Origin of the sequence: Nostoc edaphicum CCNP1411 (assembly GCF_014023275.1) — a bacterium.
GTDB lineage: Bacteria > Cyanobacteriota > Cyanobacteriia > Cyanobacteriales > Nostocaceae > Nostoc > Nostoc edaphicum_A.
On record NZ_CP054698.1, the window covers coordinates 6,889,764 to 6,907,029 of the forward strand.

A 17,266-nucleotide genomic window follows, 5' to 3' on the forward strand; every position below is an offset into this window, starting at 1 on the left:
GATTACGTTTTGACAATTCTTTATAATTTTACCTTTTTGAATTCTTTGACATGAATAGTTGTTGCATTGTGCTTTAAATCACTTTCTAAGCTATAGCTAAAGGTGGTAAAAGAATTGTTGTTGGATGATTGTATCTACACAAGAGTCTAATAAAAGTCATTTTTTTTACAAAGAGACTGTCATGCTCAAACACATATCTGCGATCGCAGTTGTCTTAATTTTAATTTTGGGGTTTGCATCTCCAGTTCAAGCTGCAACTCCCCGTTCGACTTGGGTGGAAAATGAAATTTACCAATACAATCATCCCTTTGCTTCTCAATTGCCTCAAGAACTGGAAACGAAGATACAAAAGATGAAAGCTAGCCCATTCGCCTTTTATCGAGGGACGGCTCACATTTTTTATCGTGATATGCAGACCTTGCCAAGTTCAGAATTTGTGAATTCTTCAACATCAGCCATCTGGTTAGAGGGAGATATGCATCTGCAAAATCTTGGGGGGATGAGAGATAGCAATGACAACAACGTTTTTGACACCACTGATTTTGATGAAGGCTATCTTGGCCCCTACGTTTGGGACTTGCGACGGATGGCAGTCTCCATTCTGTTGGCAGCTAAAGAGAACGGTATTAGCTCAAGTGATGCTCAGGATATTGTCAGGAATTTTTTGGATGCTTATTTGAACAAGATGAGTGACTTTAAGGGAACCAATGATGAACTGTCATATCGTTTGGAATCCAGCAATACGAATGGTGTGGTCAAAGATTTGATTGAAAAGGTATCAGATAAGAGCCGTTTGAAGTTTTTAAATAAGTATACGCAGTTAAATAACAGTAACAATCGAGTATTTCAGACAACTTTGGAACTTAAGTCTGTATCCAGCAGCACCTATTCAGATATTGCTGAGGCTATGAGCAGCTACGTCACTTCAATTCCTAGCAGTAAGCGCTACAAGAATAGTTACTACACCCTCAAAGACATTCGCCTCAAATTAGGTTCAGGCACTGGTGGTCTTGGAAAGTACCGATATTACTTATTAATTGAGGGCCCAAGTTCAGCAACCGACGACGATCGCATTTTAGAGATGAAGCAGGAAGGTAATAGCGCAGTTGCGATCGCAGTTCCAGGTTTGCTGCCAAGTTCAGTCTACGGAAACCAAGAAGGGGCAAGAGTGACAATCGCCATGAAAGCAATGCTCTCTAATACTGATCCATTGGTTGGCTATACTACGTTCAGTAGCATTCCCTTTATGCTGCATGAAAAATCACCCTATCAAGTAGACTTTGATTATACTTTGCTAACCACTAAGTCAAAATTCATGGATGCAATGGGGTATGCAGGGAAGGTTGTTGCCAAGAACCATGCAATTTCTGATAAAGACTACGATGCTGCGATTATTCCCGTAAGCGTTGAGAAAGAAGTGACTGATATTGTGAGCGGTAACAAGGCTGTATTCAAAGACGAAATTGTTAACTTTGCGGTGGACTATGCAACTCAAGTCGAGTATGACTACACGAGTTTTGTTAATGCTTATAACCAAAAGGTGACACTCTAACTTTAGTCAAGTTGCTTCTCTACGAGACGCTGCGCGTAGCTTGCTTCTCTGAAAGAGTACGCTCCAATTAAACCAATTCGCAATTCGCAATGACGCTCGCGGACTCGCTACCGCTACGCTAACGCAATTCGCAATTATGTTTTGTAACGGGGATTTAACCCCTACACAAAACCTGCTGCTTATAGAGGCAGGGGACTTAAACCCCCAAAGTTCGTTAAAAATTCTTAAAATTAATAGCAAGACGCTCCTTCTGCCTCCTGCCTCCTGCCTTCTTTAATAATGTGTTTCCTTTGGTGTAATTGCTATTTCAACTTAAATTCGTCAAACTTCAATACTTCCGAATCAGGCTTGCGAGTATCAAAACGATAACTACTGATCGTACCTGTTCCTGTATCAAAGATACTGAAAACTGTAATATAATTACTCGCAATATAAGGCATCGGTTTCCCATCTTCGCCTAGCAAGGGAGCAATTGTTGGCACTATCGGTTCTAAACCATTGGGATCACCAAGCTTAACATAATCTTCTTGATATCCAATTGGCACTTCTCGCTTTCTGTCACCCCAAGCAGCACCGTAAGTATTGCCCACATTGGAGGTTTCTAGAAAGTGCATTCCACTGGAACTAACAAAGCGATTCCACAAATGGGAATGCCCATAAAATACTAATTGCACATTAGCAGCTTCTAATAAAGGGACAACATCACGAATAATATAATCTGCGTCTTTGGGGTACTCATAACGCACTGCTTTGATATTATTACCATCCCGTTCAATTATTTGAACTGGTTCTGTATAAGCAGGAACTATATTATCACCCAAAGTATGGGGTGGATGATGGAACATTACAACTTTGTATTTTGCTTGTTTAAACTCAGAGCTGTTGAGTTCTGCCTCTAGCCAATTGTACTGTTTGCTGCCTTTAGCAATTGGCTCATAAATCACCTGTCCATAACCCCAATCCTCAGTATTATTTAAATCCTTTTCGGCTTCCTGATATCTACCCCTACGCTTTCTATCTAAGCTGGGAGTCCGCCACATATTCGTAGCGTACAGTACCACCAAACGTACATTTCCAAAGCTAACTGCATAATACTTTTTTCCACCATCTTTACTTTTTGGTAAAGAGAAAATCTCTTCATAGGTATTAGTATTAAAAGAATTATCTATTAAAGATTTGTCTCGGTAGATTCTTTGAGCAACGGCACGGGGAATTGTATCATCAAATTCATCATTTAAACTTCCCGTCCTGGCAAAACGCCCCATCACCTCATGATTGCCAATGCAAGTAAACATGGGTGCGTGTTGAATTATTTGTCCACCAGTGTATGTTGTCTTAACGTCGTTATGCGTCATGTCATATTTAGCACGACCTTGCAAACCGGGAAACAACGCACCACCACTATTATCATCAAACCATTCTGAGGCGCGATCGCTAACATTCACCAAATCACCAGCAAACCATACTCCATCAACTCGTCCAATTGTTTCTACCACCTTTTGCAGATTTGCTGCTGTCATCGGCTTTAATTGATGATCTGAGGTGAGTAAAATTTTTAATCGTGTATCTGCTTTGGGAGTAGCTGCAAGGGTAAAAACATCACTGTTAACACTCTCACCATCTTCTCGCACACTCGTAACACGATAATTTACCCTCACATCAGGAGTTAACCCAGTTACCTCACCCTCATGTCGCCAAATTTCACGCTGGACAGGTTTTTGATAAACTTCGCCGTCTTTGGTTTGGTTTGCAACTCTTGACTCTTGGTCTTCACGCGTGCGAGTGAGTTTGGTAGTACTTGCCTTAACAGTTTGTTTGAAATTTTCACCGTAGGTTACACTGTGATTAATACCAGCAAACTCAGTAAACCAAACTACTCGGACTGAAGTTTCCGTTGGCAGTTGCAAAAATGGATCGGTGAGCAGTTGGGGTGCTGATGTCATAATTGATTGCCCAAATGAACGCACACTTACCAGAGTAAAGCATATAACAAGCACAAACATAGCCACTGAGGAGATTTTACGGCTACTTAAACGTCTAAGCATGAGTAAAATACCAAATTTTTAGGGTCAGGACTTACGTAAACAATAGCCGAAACCCTGATTTTCACGCAATTCATGTAGCCGCTGCGCGTCTGCTTTTACCTTTTTAAACTAAACCGTTTAGTTTAAAAAGGTAAAAAAATAAATTTTTGACTACTAAATGTCTATTGTTAATGACTAATAACTTCTTGAGAAGTTAGGATGAAATCACTACGAACTTCAGTTGAGATATTTCCTCTTGAGCTAAATAAAAGCATCAAACAGCAACGCTTCTTCCGTCACATTTTACCGATTTCTAGTAAATTTCAATTACTAATACCATGCCAAATCGTCATTATCCTCCCGCCTACTTACGCTATCTCAGAGCCAGGTTACGGAATCTAGGACGACCTGGTTTTTGGGGAACTGCAATTTTTTTATCTGTAGTAGGGCTAGTAACCTGGGAATACTGGTCAAATCCAGATATTTTCGTTTATAAGCAAAAAAATCAAGTTGCTCCACAAAAGCCTGATGAATCCTCCCTGTCAGCAGAAAATAGAGCCATTGCAGCAGATATTGATAACCTGCCAGCTTTGTTTAATGACTTTGAGGAAGCAGCTCTCTCATTAAAGGCAAATACTCCTAATGAAAAGACTGAGGCAAAAAAGAGCACAAGCTTATTAGAAGATGTAATTAACAAACAAAAGTCTACTAACGATGCCAAATCAAATCCTACTTTAGGCATTAATGGCAACACATCCCCAGTCGTGAAAAATCCCTTTGTCGTACAAACAGAAAATTTATTGCGTACTGGGATAGTTGATAATAGTAACCAGTTTCTAGGTCTTAAGACTTTAAATACAGCGTCTGAACCAACAGTGGAGGAACAAACGTCCTCTAGCCTGGGTATTGGATCGACTAATCAAACCAATAAAAATCAAAATTCTCTTTCTATCAGTCCTCTGCAAGCAGCACTCAACCAATCGACAAACGAGAAATTGTCTAGCTTTAATGGGACTGCAACTCCGACAAATGCCTTGGGACAAGTCTCTGAACCAGGAACAACGCTAATGCCACCCATCAACAGCTTACCTAGTCAGAATTCTCTACCAAGTACTGGGTTAACTCCTGGTACAGGTTATACATCAACGGGTACGAACTTACCACAAAATCCCTACGGTCATTTAAATAACGGTCAAGTATTGCCTAGTAATGGTTTAACTCCTGGTACAGGTTATACATCAACGGGTACGAACTTACCGCAAAATCCCTACAATAATTTAAATAATGGTCAGCTAGTGCCTAATGTCTCACCAGTGACGCCCTCTGCTACCTTTGCCGCACCAAGTAATATTGCACCTTACTCTAGCCAGAGTCCAAGTCAAAGTGTTGTCACACCCACAAACCCTGCGGGATATGGGAATTATGGGTTGCAGCAACCGACGCAACCACCACAATCTAATTATGGAAATAATGTGTTGCAGCAACCAACACAGTCTAATTCCTTATATCTTCGCCAGATTCGAGACAAGTATAGAAGTCCGGGTCAAAACTGAGTTTAAGCACAACGCTTAACTGAATTTTATTCAGCTAAGGTGATTGTGGGCTATTTGGAATAACCGGAACTTCTGGTGTTTCGGGTTGTTGCTGTTGTCGTTGCAAATATTTACTCAAGACATAAGCCATATCCCCACGGGTAACAGGTTTTAATGGGGAAATATTGCCTTGAGCATCTGTGTTAAGAAATCCCTCGGTAGCTACTGTAGCGATCGCCTTTCTAGCCCAAGTTGGGATAGACTTTTCATCTGGATATGAAGCCAGAATCTCATTTACCGCGTCATCGGGAAACTGAAATACACCATAAGCCTGGGCAAAAATAGCAAGAGCTTCTGCCCTTGTCACTTTTTGGTTAGGGAAGAATTCATTGCCTCGATAGCCTTTCATGATGTCAGTTTTTAAGACTGTCTGTATATCATTAAATGCCCAATAAGAACGAGGAACATCTGGAACAGTTAAATTTGCTTTGTTAACAGCTTCTCTTTTATCTAGGCGAAATGCTTTTACCATAATCGACGCTAATTCTGCTCGACTCAGTAACCTTTCTGGATAAAACTTGCCATCGGGAAAGTTTGTCATCCATTTGACAGCAGTTACCTGTTGAATTGAATCAGATGGGATTCCAGAAGTAGTTTCTGGTACTTGAGCAATTGCTGGCAAACTTTGTAGTAGTGCCATTAAAGATAGAGTAATTGAAAGCTGACGCATCACCATAACCACTTTTAACTGCTAAATGAATTTAAAAAACTACGTTACTGAGGTTAACGCAAAATTTGGTGTTCTTAATAACCTGTAACTCAGTTAGTGACGAACTTTAGCTTGGCAATGTTGCGTAGCTACGTAGCGTGTTAGCTGGCTTTCATAATCAAGGGGGTAAAAATCAGCAAAAACTTGTTTTTTAGCTTTCATCTTTTGGCGTTATCTGCCCACTACTATGGACTATAGTCAGTTTTTCAGGAGTTTTGGGAATGACAACAACAGATCCCGTAAAGTTGATGAAGCAAGAAGTTGGCAAAGCCGCCGCCGCCCTAGTCAAGTCGGGTTCGATTGTGGGGTTGGGTACGGGGTCAACTACAGCATATACGATTCAGTTTTTAGGCGATCGCCTAAAAACTGGTGAACTCAAAGATATTATAGGCATACCCACCTCGTTTCAGTCAGAAGTGCTGGCGAAGCAGTACGGTGTCCCTCTCGCCACCTTAGATGCTATTGACCACATCGATATTGCCATTGATGGCGCAGATGAAGTCGATCCACAGAAAAATTTGATTAAAGGCGGTGGTGCAGCACATACCCGCGAAAAAGTCGTAGACTACCTGGCAGAACAGTTCATCGTCGTGGTAGACAGTGGAAAATTAGTAGACCGCTTGGGTTCTAGTTTCGCTGTGCCTGTGGAAGTGATTCCAATGGCAATTACTCCAGTAACCAATGCCATCAAAAAACTCGGTGGCAAACCAGAACTCCGCATGGGTGTAAAAAAAGCTGGGCCAGTAATCACTGACCAAGGAAACTTTGTCTTAGATGTCAGATTTGACTCTATTGAAGATCCAGTCAGCCTAGAAAAGACATTGAATAACATTCCCGGCGTTCTGGAAAATGGTATCTTTGTTAACTGTGTCGATTTAGTTTTGATTGGTGAAGTCAAAGATGGCCAGCCATTAGTGCGGCAACTGTAAGAGTTTTGGATTTTAGATTTTGGATTTTAGAGACATCTAAAATCCAAAATTAAGCAAGATTGTAGTGAGTTGAAACAGAAATTTGAAACCGATGGGTTAAGTGATCGCTTGATTTTTAAGACAGTCGCTACAGAACAATTCTTATTTTTAAACTGGGCAATGACCCAGAACTAAAGTTTTCATTCATACTTCTTTCCTCTTGCCTTCTGCCTACTCTAGCCCTGAACCTATGAGCGCTAACGAAATATCTCTTCGACCTGCCCAAGAAATAGATGCGTGGGTGCTGAGTGCAATTCATATTGCTGCTATCAAAGCTCTGCCTGCAACTTTCTACACCCAAAAAGAACTTTTAGCTTGGCGTAATTATCGCGACAAACCTGATGGTTCAAATATCTTGAAGAGTATGAAAGTGGAAACTTTCTGGGTTGCGATCGAGGGAGATGTGGTTATGGGTTTTGCTAGTTTCATTGTTGATGAACTCATTGGATTGTATGTTCATCCTAAATATCAAGGTAAAGGGATTGGGCGGGCTTTAGTTCAACATTTTTGTGACGAAGCAACCGTTCAAGGTGTGGATAAGGTAATTACAACTGCTAGCCTTTATGCCGAAGGATTTTATTTACGACTGGGATTTACTGCCATCCAAAGAGCACCTCATTATTTAAGGAGTGGGATAGTTGTTCCAGTTACTAAAATGAGTAAAACATTAGAGACTTCCAATTAAAAAAATCTCCAAATACATCTGTCCCATTAGATAACCGCTAGTAGTCTGCCAACCCAAAAAATGCTGAAGACTGGGGAATGGGGAATGGGGAAGAAGTTACCAATGCCCAATGCCCCAAGTGGTGGGGGGAGCAACCTCGACTGCCCACTATTGGGATAGAGTTTCCCGCCGCTTTCAGCCATACTGGAGTTTAGACTAAACGCATGACAAAGTAACTCAGGATAACTGACTGGACTTTGGACTAAAAGGCTAGAGAAAAGCAGTCAGTGTTACTGCTGACTGCCGTAAAGTCAATGAAAGTAATCGATAAATCATTGACGTGATGATCCTGACACAACTAGAAAAATTCCGCCAAGCTATCTACGATAGTTTGGGGAAGGCCAAAGATGCAGTATTTGAATTGATGGATGCAGTATTAACAAGTCCGAGTATCCCATCATTTGTAAGCTTGTCACAAAGCCCAGTATTTCGACGGCAATGGTCGAGCATTTATGCAGCACTGCATGATAGCCCTCTTCTGTCACTTTCCGGGAAAGTGATCGCTAGAAGCCTCATGAGGCAATCAATACAAGCTATACTATTAGAAAAAAAATAGGACTTGTATTTGTTATTAGAAAATAATCGCGCAATCGCTTGTTATACAAAAGCTCTAGATTTTAGAAAAGGCAAATGTTTTCGGAGAGTGACAGAAGAGGGATAGTCGCCCACCGAAGAGGAAGTTGATGAAACTGCTGGTACAGGAGGTAGCGACGGATGAACAGCCATTTCTAGCAGGGGATCATAGTTTTTGGGCAAGACCAGAAGCGAAGACACTAAAAGAAAGAACTTTTCATGGGGACTCCAGGGGAAGTATAGGCATCGGACAAAGTTACAGCACGCTAGCGTGGATACCAGAGGCGGATGGGAGTTGGGCATTGCCGTTGAAACATGAACGGCTCACCAGCTTTGAAACGCCAAACAGTAAAGCAGCATTCCAACTTAAACAAATCACTCGTGAGTTAGGAAAAAGGCCGCTTGCCGCTTATGACCGAGGTTATGGCAACGCCAAGTTTGTCCAAGCTACGGAGAAAATTGACGCAGACCTGTTGTTACGTTTAGCATCTAACCGATGTGTATGGGGTACACCCAGTACTTACAAAGGACGAGGCGCACCTTGTAAACATGGTCATAAGTTTAAGCTCAATGACCCGGAAACTTGGCCTGTGGCAACTGAAACTCTAGAAGTTGAAGACCCGAAAATTGGTCGAGTTAAAGTAATGCGTTGGAGTGGGTTTCATTTTCTTCAATCCCCAAACCGGGCAATGGAAATTATTCGCGTCGAGGTCATCAAACCAGTAGGACGTAATCGTAAGTTCCAACCCTTATGGCTAGCTTGGTTGGGTCAGACAATGCCTGCATTAGAGGATCTCTGGCACAAATACTTACGCCGTTTTGCCCTTGAGCATTGGTATCTATTTGCGAAGCAGAGGTTGTATTGGACACACCCTCAACTTAGTTCTACTCAGGCAGCAGAGCGATGGAGTGACCTGATGCCCCTGTTAACTTGGCAACTCTGGCTAGCTAGAGTTGCCTGTATCGACTCCCCATTGCCTTGGCAATCGAATCAGGATACACTGTCTCCAGGACGTGTGGCACAAGCCTTTCCACTAATTTTAGCCGCAATTGGTACTCCTGCTCAACCCCCTAAAACTCGCGGTAAATCACCTGGTCGCGCCCAAGGGCATCAGCCACCTCTACGTCCCCGTTATCCCACTGTCAAAAAACACGCATCTAAAAAACCTAAAACCGAAGAATCACTTAAAAATGCTAATCTAACTGCTGCTTAGTTTCTGCTTTTTTTCAACGATTCAACTCAACTCAGCCTCTGAAAGATGTTGGGTAACTTTCTCTTAGCTTCTATTTATTGCCGCTAAATGCCAATTAGTCCAAACTCAAGAACTGAGTCACAAGCATTACACCCCAAAATTGAAAAATCAAAGAATTAAGCAGATTGTGGCACTTGTTTTTTTTGTTTTGCAGTGCTTTTTTTGACAGTTGGATAACGAATTCTACGAGTGCGAGTTTGACCTTCTGTCCATCCAGGGGATTTTCCACGAGGTTTAGGAGGAACAGCAGGTGTCCCAATTGCCGCGAAAATTTCTCCCATCGCTTGAGCTACTCGTCCGGGACTCAGCTTGGGTTTTGGTTTTTGCCAGGGTAAAGGGTTGTCGGTGACAAAATCGCGTGCTAACCATAATTGCCAAGTCATCAGAGGTAAAAGATCACTCCATCGCTCACACTGTTCAGGAGTGCTGAGATTTGGAAGCGTCCAATGTAGTCGTTGCTTGGCAAATCTATACCAATGGTCAATCGCAAATCGGCGAAAGTAAAGTCGCCATAATTGTGATAAAGCCGGCATTTCAACTCCAACCCACACTAACCATAAAGGTTTTGTCTTCGCCTCCCCCCAATTCATCAGTTCGCTGGATTTGAATCAGATTCATTGAGTGTTTAGCAGACTGTTGAAAATGCAGATTACACCACAGACGGATGCACATCTGCCCCATTTTGGAATCATTAATCTCTAAACTTTGGTCGGGTGTCCACCATGTAGTTGAGTCGTTCACCTTGAACTTATCACCATGAATCCTCGGACGACCATGACCTCGATAAACTGGCGGCGCACCATAGAGTAGTCGATTAGAACGCACGCGCATTAATTTATCTGCGGCAATGTCGGCAGTTTGTTTGACAAAACTTGCACAGCCATATTCCGCATCCCACAAGCTAATCGGACGTGTTGGCAAATTTTCACAAACAAGTTTTAGTTGTGCCGCAGCTTTTTGAATCGGGTTTTCAAAACTTGTAATCCGTTCATGTAATAACGGTAATGCCCAACTGCCTTCTGTTTCTGGAATTATTGCTATGGTGCTGTAACCTTGTCCTATTGTTACTGGTTTTGCCCCTGACATTGGATGGGCTTGATGCTCAAAAGTTCGTTCTCGAAGTGTGCGCGCATCAGGTCTTGCCCAAGCTGTATGATCTCCTGCTAAGACTATTTGTTCTCTAACTGACTGTTGTTTTATATACAACTTCATTAATTCTGTTCTGGGTGGCTCACCGTCTTGTATTGCTTCATAGGTACTAGACCACTTTCTTCTAAATACTGGACTTACCGATAATTCTGCAAATGAATAAACACTACGTGTTACCAACACTGCATCCATCAGGTCAAATAAAGCATCTTTGGCTTTGCCCAGGATGGTGTATATTCCTGTGCGGAATTGTTTAAGCTTATCTAATGTCATGGTCAAGCTGTAAGATATTTCCTCTTTTCAGCATTGACCAAAAAGTGGTTAGTTCAACATGACTGACCACTTTTTCTTTTTCGAGAGGTTTCTGTTCTTTATTTGTAGTGTGATTTTTTAGCTCCGTAAGTCTGTTGGTGTTATCTTCCGTTTGCTCGTATTTAGTCTAAACTCCAGAGCCATACCTTCCTTACGGTAAGCTACGCTAATGCAACAACTTTTTCTACATAACCTATGATGTAAGTAAGTACTTGCCAACACAAATGAATAAAATTATCCGTTCATCAGCTCTTACCCGTACACGTTTGATAGAAGCCGCCTCGCAGGTATTTGCTAGTTTAGGTGTTCAAGGAGCAACTACCCGTGAAATAGCTCGTGTTGCTGGTGTCAATGAGGTGACTTTATTTCGCCATTTTGCTAGCAAAGAACAACTTCTAGGAGCAGTAATGGAAAATGCCTTGGCACTCCAGACACAAGCCCTTGCACACCCCGAAGCGTGGACACAGGATTTGAAAATTGATTTAAGACAATATGCCCATCTTTACAATAGTATGCTAGAGGTACAGGAAGACTTAATTCGTACCTTCATTGGGGAAGCCAAACGTCATCCAGAGGCAGCCAAACAAGTGATTCAAGAAGCTGCCAAGCCTTTAGGGGAAAAACTGGTAGCTTACCTGCAATCGAGTCAGAGACGAGGCGCTGTCAGAGCAGATATTGATCCATTTCCGGCAGTCGATATGTTTACAGGAATGCTGCTAGCTGGAATGCTATGTCGCAGTGCAAAATTTAATCAAAGTAGCTATAGCTGTGAAGAATATATCGAAACCTGTGTAGATATTTTTGTGCGCGGTATCAGTGTTGCTCCCTCTCAGTTATGAAGAATGCTGAGTTCCGTTAGTTGGGTGTTGCCCGTGCCAAGTACTGAGTTAAAAGACCCTTGATTTTGGCATTTGTTATAAACTTGAGTCGCTGGATTTATTAAAATTGAGTATTTATTATCGTCAAATGCATGTTATGGATATAAAAAATTAGTAATAAATTCTAGCTTCCAATACTATACTACCGAGTAATTAACCTCTAACAAAAGAAGCTTTTATAAATCAAGAAAAATCTATCTGTAGATAAATTACTAAAATTTGCAACCTAGCTTAGGGTGTATACAGCTGTTGCAATAAGTATTGGTTGTTCCAAAACATTTTCATGCCTCATATTCATTCTTCCCAATTACTGCGTTATGGTATCACTGTATTAATTGTTGCAATTGCATTAGTGCTAATGCTGATGCTAGACCCTTGGTTAAGCATGAGTGGAACTCCTTTCCTGCTATTTTTTAGCGCTGTAACAGTGAGTGCTTGGTATGGTGGTTTGAAATCAGGGCTTTTAGCAACTTCCTTGTCTGCTCTACTGAGCAATTACTTCTTTCTACCGCCAGTTTTTGAGCTAAGTTTTGATTTATCAAATTCTGTGCGAATTGGGTTGTTTGCATTACAGGGATTGCTTTTTAGTATCATCTGTGAATCATTAAAGACTGCTAAAAAACAGGCTGATGGAAATCTACAAAAGCTAAGAGTTAGTGAGGAGAGATTTCGATTAGCGTTAAGCAGTTCAGATATTTTAGTATTTCAGCAGGATCGTGATTTGCGATATCAGTGGATTCATAATCCTCAAGGTCTAGAAACTGCTGAGAAAATGTTAGGGAAGTCTGATTATGAATTATTTTCAGCCTTAGTAGCAGAGCAATTGAGGGTAATTAAACTGAAGGTAATAGAGACTGGTGTTGCAACCCGTGAAGAAGTTTATCTAACAACTTGTGGAAAATACCGTTGCTATGATTTGCTGGTTGAACCACTAAGGGATGCAGGCAATAACATTCAGGGTATTACCTGTGCAGGCGTGAATATTACCGAGCGCAAGCAGGCAGAAATAGAAAAAGCCAGGTTGCATCAGGAACTTCAGCAAGCTGTTCAGCAAAAAGAAGAATCTCTGGCGTTACTCAATGCTTGGCTTGCTAGTTCACCAGTAGCGCTGGCTTTTCTCGATATGGAATTGCGTTACATTCATGCGAATGAAGCCCTGGCCGCCATCAACGGTATACCGCAAAGTCAACATATTGGCCGCACCTTGAGGGAAGTACTACCGGAATGGGCAGCCCAAATTGAGCCTGTTTTTGAGCAAGTGATGGAATCTAGGCAGCCCTTGCTTAACCAAGAAGTGAGCGGTGAAACTTGTCCGCCTGGGATATATCGTTATAGTCTTGTCAGCTATCATCCAGTGTGTTTACCGGATGGGCAGCTGTTAGGAGTAGGTGTAACTGGAATTGATATTACTCAACTCAAACAAACTGAGCAAGCATTACGAGAAAGCGAAGCGAAGTTTCGCAGCGTGGTTGAGTCAAACATGATTGGTATTGGCTTCTGGAATAGAGACGGTAGGATCACAGATGCTAATGATGCCTTCCTGAATATGGTGGGTTATTCTCGTGAAGAATTAGTTTCTGGAAAACTTAACTGGCAAAACTTGACACCTACAGAATACCTGCCACTCGATAAGCAAGCACTGAATCAATTTCAAGACAGTTCCTTTTGCACACCATATCAAAAAGAATATATCCGAAAAGACGGCTCACGCTTCCCAATTTTGGCAGGTGGTAGCCATTTTGAAGGGACTGTAGAACGAGGAGCTTTTTTTATTCTCGATATTACAGAGCGTAAGCAAGCTGAGGAAAGACTGCGCTATATCGCCCAGATTAGCAATTTACTCTCTACTTCGCTAGATTATGAAAAAACATTAGAACAAATCGCCAAAATTTCAGTTCCCCAACTTGCTGATTGGTGTAGCGTAGACATTTTAAATGATGATGGTTCCATTCGCCGCCTACCCATTGCCCATGCAGACCCATCGAAAGCGGAGTTGGCGCGTAAACTTCAGGAGTATGCAACAGATTACAAGGGTGTAAGTGCAATTACTAGAGTAATGCAAACTGGGCAAAGCGAATTAATCTCAGAGATATCTGACTCGCTATTAGTAGCAAGTACTCAGAATCAGGAACACTTAGAACTGGTTCGGCAATTGGGGATTAAGTCTGTGATGATTGTGCCGTTAATCACACAAGGGCAAGTACTCGGCACTATCACCTTTGTCACCGCAGAATCAAACCGTCGCTACGATCGCTCTGACCTAACTTTAGCAACAGATATTACCCATCGTGCTGCTTTAGCAGTAGAAAATGCCCGACTTTATGGAGATATCCACCAGGCTTTAATCCATTACGCCGAATCTCTATCTCTTCTAGATGCGCTGCTAGGTGCTGCTCCTGTTGCCGTATGCTTTTTAGATCGGGAACTGCGATATATCCGAATTAATCAAGTTTTCGCTGATATTAACGGTTTGACTGTAGAAGAACATCTAGGACGCAAATTTGGAGAAGTGTTGCCAGCGATGGCGACTGAGTTAGAGCAACAGTTACAGCGGGTGTTGGATACTGGAGAACCCCTGCTGAATATAGAAATTAGCGGTGAGACAAGGAAGCAACCCGAACGTTACGGCTACTGGCTGGGCAACTATTACCCAGTCAACAATGCAATGGGCGAAACGGTAGGAATTGGGATTATTTTGGCAGATGTGACATCAGCAAAGGAAACAGAAGTTGCTTTGCGGGAAAGCGAAGAAAGGTTCCGAACCATCTTCAATCAGGCAGCTGTGGGGATTAGTCTGGTAGCGTTGGATGGACAATTTCTACAAATTAATTCTGCTCTGTGCGAAATTACTGGATACAGCCATGAAGAGTTAATTCAAATGAACTTCGAGGAAATTACCCACCCTGACGACTTAGAAGTTGATTGGGAGAATGCTCGGCGAGTCTTGGCAAAAGAAATTAGTGGTTATTCCCTAGAGAAGCGCTACATCCGCAAAGATGGTTCCATTGTTTGGGTAAACCTAACTTCATCAGCAGTTTGGAATGCTAACGGACAACCAAAGTATGCATTAGGCATTATTGAGGATATTAGTGAACGCAAACGAGTTGAAGCCACACAACAGTTTTTAGTCGAAGCCAGCACCTTACTAGCTGCGTCATTAGATTATGAGATCGCCTTGGAAAGTGTGGCTAATCTTGCAGTTCCGACCCTTGCAGACTGGTGTATTGTAGATGTTTTCCAGGAAGATTGGTCAAGTAAACAAATTGCGATCGCAATTGCCGACCCTACAAAACTAAAGATTTTAGACGAAATTCGACGGCGTTATCGACCCAAAACTAGAGCCAAACAGCTTGTACGGCAGCTAAAGCTAGGAATATCTGCCTTTTACTCCGAATTATCTGACTCTAATCTTGTCCAGATGGCTGAAGATGAGGAACATCTGCAATTGCTGCAAAGCCTGGGTATTCGTTCTCTCATGGTGATTCCAGTTCGTTCTCGTGGGCAATTATTTGGAGCAATCTCTTTTTTTACAGCCGAGTCGGGTCGGTACTACCAACAAACAGACTTGGCTTTAGCAGAAGATATTGCTCGTCGGGCGGCGACAGCCATCGACAACGCTAGACTTTACCAGGAAACTCAACAGGCAAAACAGGCAGCTGAACGGTCTGTTAATCGCACGGTACTTTTACAAAGAATAACTGCTGCCCTCTCGGAAGCCCTAACTCCCCAACAGGTGGCTGATGTGGTGGTGAACCAAGGGATTGCCGCCTTAGAAGCCACTGCTGGTTCCGTTGTCTTACTTACTGAGGGGGGTAAAGAACTGAAAGTTGTGCAAGCAATTGGCTATCCACAATCGCTGATGGATGCTTGGGCAAATTTTCCGATCGCAGCACCTAACCAAATTGCGGAAACAGTCAGAACTAGAGCGCCGATTTTTTTAGAAAATTTAGCAGCCTTGATTGCTAAATATCCTCATTTAACGGGTGCTGTGACTCTTACCGGAAATAATGCCTGGGCTACCATTCCCTTGATCGCAGAAGGTAAAATAATTGGGGCACTGGGATTAAGCTTTGCCACTGTACAAATATTTAACGAAGAAGACCGGGGATTTATGTTGACACTGGGACAACAATGTGCTCAAGCAATCGCCCGCGCTCAACTTTACGAAGCCGAAAAGACTGCAAGGGCACAAGCCGAGACAGCCAACCGGATTAAGGATGAATTTTTGGCTGTCCTTTCCCATGAACTCCGAACTCCTTTGAATCCGATTTTAGGGTGGGCAAAGTTACTCAGAACCCGCAAGTTCGACGAACCCACCAAAATCCGGGCGTTGGAAACAATCGAGCGGAATGCTAAGTTACAAACCCAATTGATTGGGGATTTACTTGATGTTTCGCGGATTTTACAAGGTAAAGTCAGGTTAAATCTCTATGCAGTCAATTTGAAAGCAGCGATCGCAGCTGCACTAGAAACGGTACGTTTAGCAGCAGAAGCCAAATCAATTCAAATTCAAACGGTGTTAAGTGATGATATCGGCAAAGTTCTCGGCGATGGCGATCGCTTGCAACAAGTAATGTGGAATCTCCTCTCCAATGCCGTTAAATTCACACCCACAGAAGGACTTGTAGAAGTGCGGCTAGAGCAAGTTGGGTTAGATGCCCAAATCCAGGTGATTGATACAGGTAAGGGAATCAACCCAGAATTTTTACCCTACGTCTTTGATTATTTCCGCCAAGCAGATGCTAAAACAACCAGAGTATTTGGTGGATTGGGATTGGGACTGGCAATTGTGCGCCATCTCGTAGAACTTCACGGTGGTACAGTTCAGGCAGAGAGTCTGGGAGAAGGACAGGGGGCTACCTTTACAGTCAGACTACCTTTGCTGAAAAATTCTGAGTTGCGAGTCAGCAGTGATGAGGCTTCTCAAACAGAACTGAGTACCGACGACACATTACTTGCTGGAGTGCAAATATTGCTTGTGGACGATCAAGCTGATGTGCGAGAGTTTTTTAGCTTTGCACTAGAACAATATGGTGCAACTGTCACAGCAGTTGAATCAGCAACCGAAGCGCTAGAAATATTAGTGCAATCCAAGCCAGATATTCTGTTAAGTGATATTGGAATGCCTTTAATGGATGGCTATATGTTGCTTGGCGAGGTGAGAAAATTACCGCCAGAACAAGGTGGAGAAATTCCAGCGATCGCTTTGACTGCTTATGCTGGAGAAATTAATTATAACCAAGCAATGGCAGCAGGATTTCAAAAACACTTACCGAAACCCGTCGATCCTGTAGATTTAGCCGCTGCGATCGTTAATCTGATTGGGCACAATCAACCTTGACCAAAAAGCGGAGGGGCAGGGAGCAGGGAGCAGGGGGAGAAAGCCCTGCCCCAAAGCCGTGGAGCGGAGCAAAGCATGGGTGGGTATGAAGCCCCGCCATAAAGGGCGCTCTTATTGGGGCGGAGTACAAGCTCGTCTGGTGTTTTCCCCCTTGCTCCCTGCCCCCTGCTTCCCTGCCTCTTTTGACAACC

The 17,266-nt window shown here is 42.6% G+C and carries 10 protein-coding genes and 2 pseudogenes; 8 read left to right on the forward strand and 4 right to left on the reverse strand.

From position 1 onward, the window contains the following. Nucleotides 1-181: 181 nt before the first annotated feature. Nucleotides 182-1,552, forward strand: a complete 1,371-nt coding sequence (locus HUN01_RS31855) for a DUF2252 domain-containing protein (RefSeq protein WP_181929514.1) — start codon at nucleotides 182-184, stop codon at nucleotides 1,550-1,552. A 302-nt stretch (nucleotides 1,553-1,854) separates the two neighbouring features. On the opposite strand, the gene HUN01_RS31860 is transcribed toward HUN01_RS31855, so the two are convergent. Continuing rightward, on the reverse strand, nucleotides 1,855-3,495 hold the full coding sequence (locus HUN01_RS31860; protein WP_238845800.1) for a purple acid phosphatase family protein: 1,641 nt from the start codon (nucleotides 3,493-3,495) through the stop codon (nucleotides 1,855-1,857). Between the two features lie 419 nt (nucleotides 3,496-3,914). On the opposite strand from HUN01_RS31860, the gene HUN01_RS31865 reads away from it, so the two are divergent. Then, on the forward strand, nucleotides 3,915-5,129 hold the full coding sequence (locus HUN01_RS31865) for a hypothetical protein (protein ID WP_181929516.1): 1,215 nt from the start codon (nucleotides 3,915-3,917) through the stop codon (nucleotides 5,127-5,129). A 34-nt stretch (nucleotides 5,130-5,163) separates the two neighbouring features. Here HUN01_RS31865 and HUN01_RS31870 read toward each other — a convergent pair whose 3' ends face one another. Further along, complete coding sequence (locus HUN01_RS31870; RefSeq protein ID WP_181929517.1) at nucleotides 5,164-5,838, reverse strand: S-layer homology domain-containing protein; 675 nt, start codon at nucleotides 5,836-5,838, stop codon at nucleotides 5,164-5,166. 260 nt (nucleotides 5,839-6,098) lie between these two features. Between HUN01_RS31870 and rpiA the strand changes: the two genes are divergently transcribed. From rpiA to HUN01_RS31890, 4 genes and pseudogenes are all read left to right on the forward strand, one after another. Continuing rightward, the gene (rpiA, locus tag HUN01_RS31875; protein ID WP_181929518.1) at nucleotides 6,099-6,806 is read left to right on the forward strand and encodes a ribose-5-phosphate isomerase RpiA; all 708 of its coding nucleotides are present in this window, start codon (nucleotides 6,099-6,101) and stop codon (nucleotides 6,804-6,806) included. Nucleotides 6,807-7,035: 229 nt separating this feature from the next. Next, entirely contained in the window at nucleotides 7,036-7,530 is a 495-nt protein-coding gene (locus HUN01_RS31880; protein ID WP_181929519.1) for a GNAT family N-acetyltransferase, read from the forward strand. Nucleotides 7,531-7,852: 322 nt separating this feature from the next. Continuing rightward, nucleotides 7,853-8,035 (forward strand): annotated as a pseudogene (locus tag HUN01_RS31885) (NF041680 family putative transposase); the annotation flags it as partial. A gap of 190 nt (nucleotides 8,036-8,225) precedes the next feature. Beyond that, nucleotides 8,226-9,356: pseudogene (locus tag HUN01_RS31890) on the forward strand (transposase); the annotation flags it as partial. A 155-nt stretch (nucleotides 9,357-9,511) separates the two neighbouring features. On the opposite strand, the gene HUN01_RS35790 reads toward HUN01_RS31890, so the two are convergent. Together HUN01_RS35790 and HUN01_RS31895 are read right to left on the reverse strand one after the other, a co-directional pair. Continuing rightward, nucleotides 9,512-9,928 carry a hypothetical protein gene (locus HUN01_RS35790; RefSeq protein ID WP_238845811.1) on the reverse strand — a complete coding sequence of 139 codons (417 nt, stop codon included), beginning with the start codon at nucleotides 9,926-9,928 and terminating at the stop codon, nucleotides 9,512-9,514. A 1-nt stretch (nucleotide 9,929) separates the two neighbouring features. Further along, the gene (locus HUN01_RS31895; protein WP_238845813.1) at nucleotides 9,930-10,817 is read right to left on the reverse strand and encodes a transposase; all 888 of its coding nucleotides are present in this window, start codon (nucleotides 10,815-10,817) and stop codon (nucleotides 9,930-9,932) included. A gap of 263 nt (nucleotides 10,818-11,080) precedes the next feature. Between HUN01_RS31895 and HUN01_RS31900 the strand changes: the two genes are divergently transcribed. Continuing rightward, nucleotides 11,081-11,695, forward strand: coding sequence for a TetR/AcrR family transcriptional regulator (locus HUN01_RS31900; protein WP_181929521.1), 615 nt, complete (start codon nucleotides 11,081-11,083; stop codon nucleotides 11,693-11,695). Between the two features lie 322 nt (nucleotides 11,696-12,017). Then, nucleotides 12,018-17,075 carry a PAS domain S-box protein gene (locus HUN01_RS31905; RefSeq protein ID WP_181929522.1) on the forward strand — a complete coding sequence of 1,686 codons (5,058 nt, stop codon included), beginning with the start codon at nucleotides 12,018-12,020 and terminating at the stop codon, nucleotides 17,073-17,075. The last annotated feature ends 191 nt before the right edge of the window (nucleotides 17,076-17,266 follow it).

Coding starts and splice junctions, on each gene's coding strand:
- HUN01_RS31905 (WP_181929522.1), top strand. CDS start 12,018: ATGCCTCATATTCATTCTTCCCAATTACTGCGTTATGGTATCACTGTA.
- HUN01_RS31870 (WP_181929517.1), bottom strand. CDS start 5,838: ATGCGTCAGCTTTCAATTACTCTATCTTTAATGGCACTACTACAAAGT.
- HUN01_RS35790 (WP_238845811.1), bottom strand. CDS start 9,928: ATGCCGGCTTTATCACAATTATGGCGACTTTACTTTCGCCGATTTGCG.
- HUN01_RS31880 (WP_181929519.1), top strand. CDS start 7,036: ATGAGCGCTAACGAAATATCTCTTCGACCTGCCCAAGAAATAGATGCG.
- HUN01_RS31865 (WP_181929516.1), top strand. CDS start 3,915: ATGCCAAATCGTCATTATCCTCCCGCCTACTTACGCTATCTCAGAGCC.
- rpiA (WP_181929518.1), top strand. CDS start 6,099: ATGACAACAACAGATCCCGTAAAGTTGATGAAGCAAGAAGTTGGCAAA.
- HUN01_RS31860 (WP_238845800.1), bottom strand. CDS start 3,495: ATGACATCAGCACCCCAACTGCTCACCGATCCATTTTTGCAACTGCCA.
- HUN01_RS31855 (WP_181929514.1), top strand. CDS start 182: ATGCTCAAACACATATCTGCGATCGCAGTTGTCTTAATTTTAATTTTG.
- HUN01_RS31900 (WP_181929521.1), top strand. CDS start 11,081: ATGAATAAAATTATCCGTTCATCAGCTCTTACCCGTACACGTTTGATA.
- HUN01_RS31895 (WP_238845813.1), bottom strand. CDS start 10,817: ATGACATTAGATAAGCTTAAACAATTCCGCACAGGAATATACACCATC.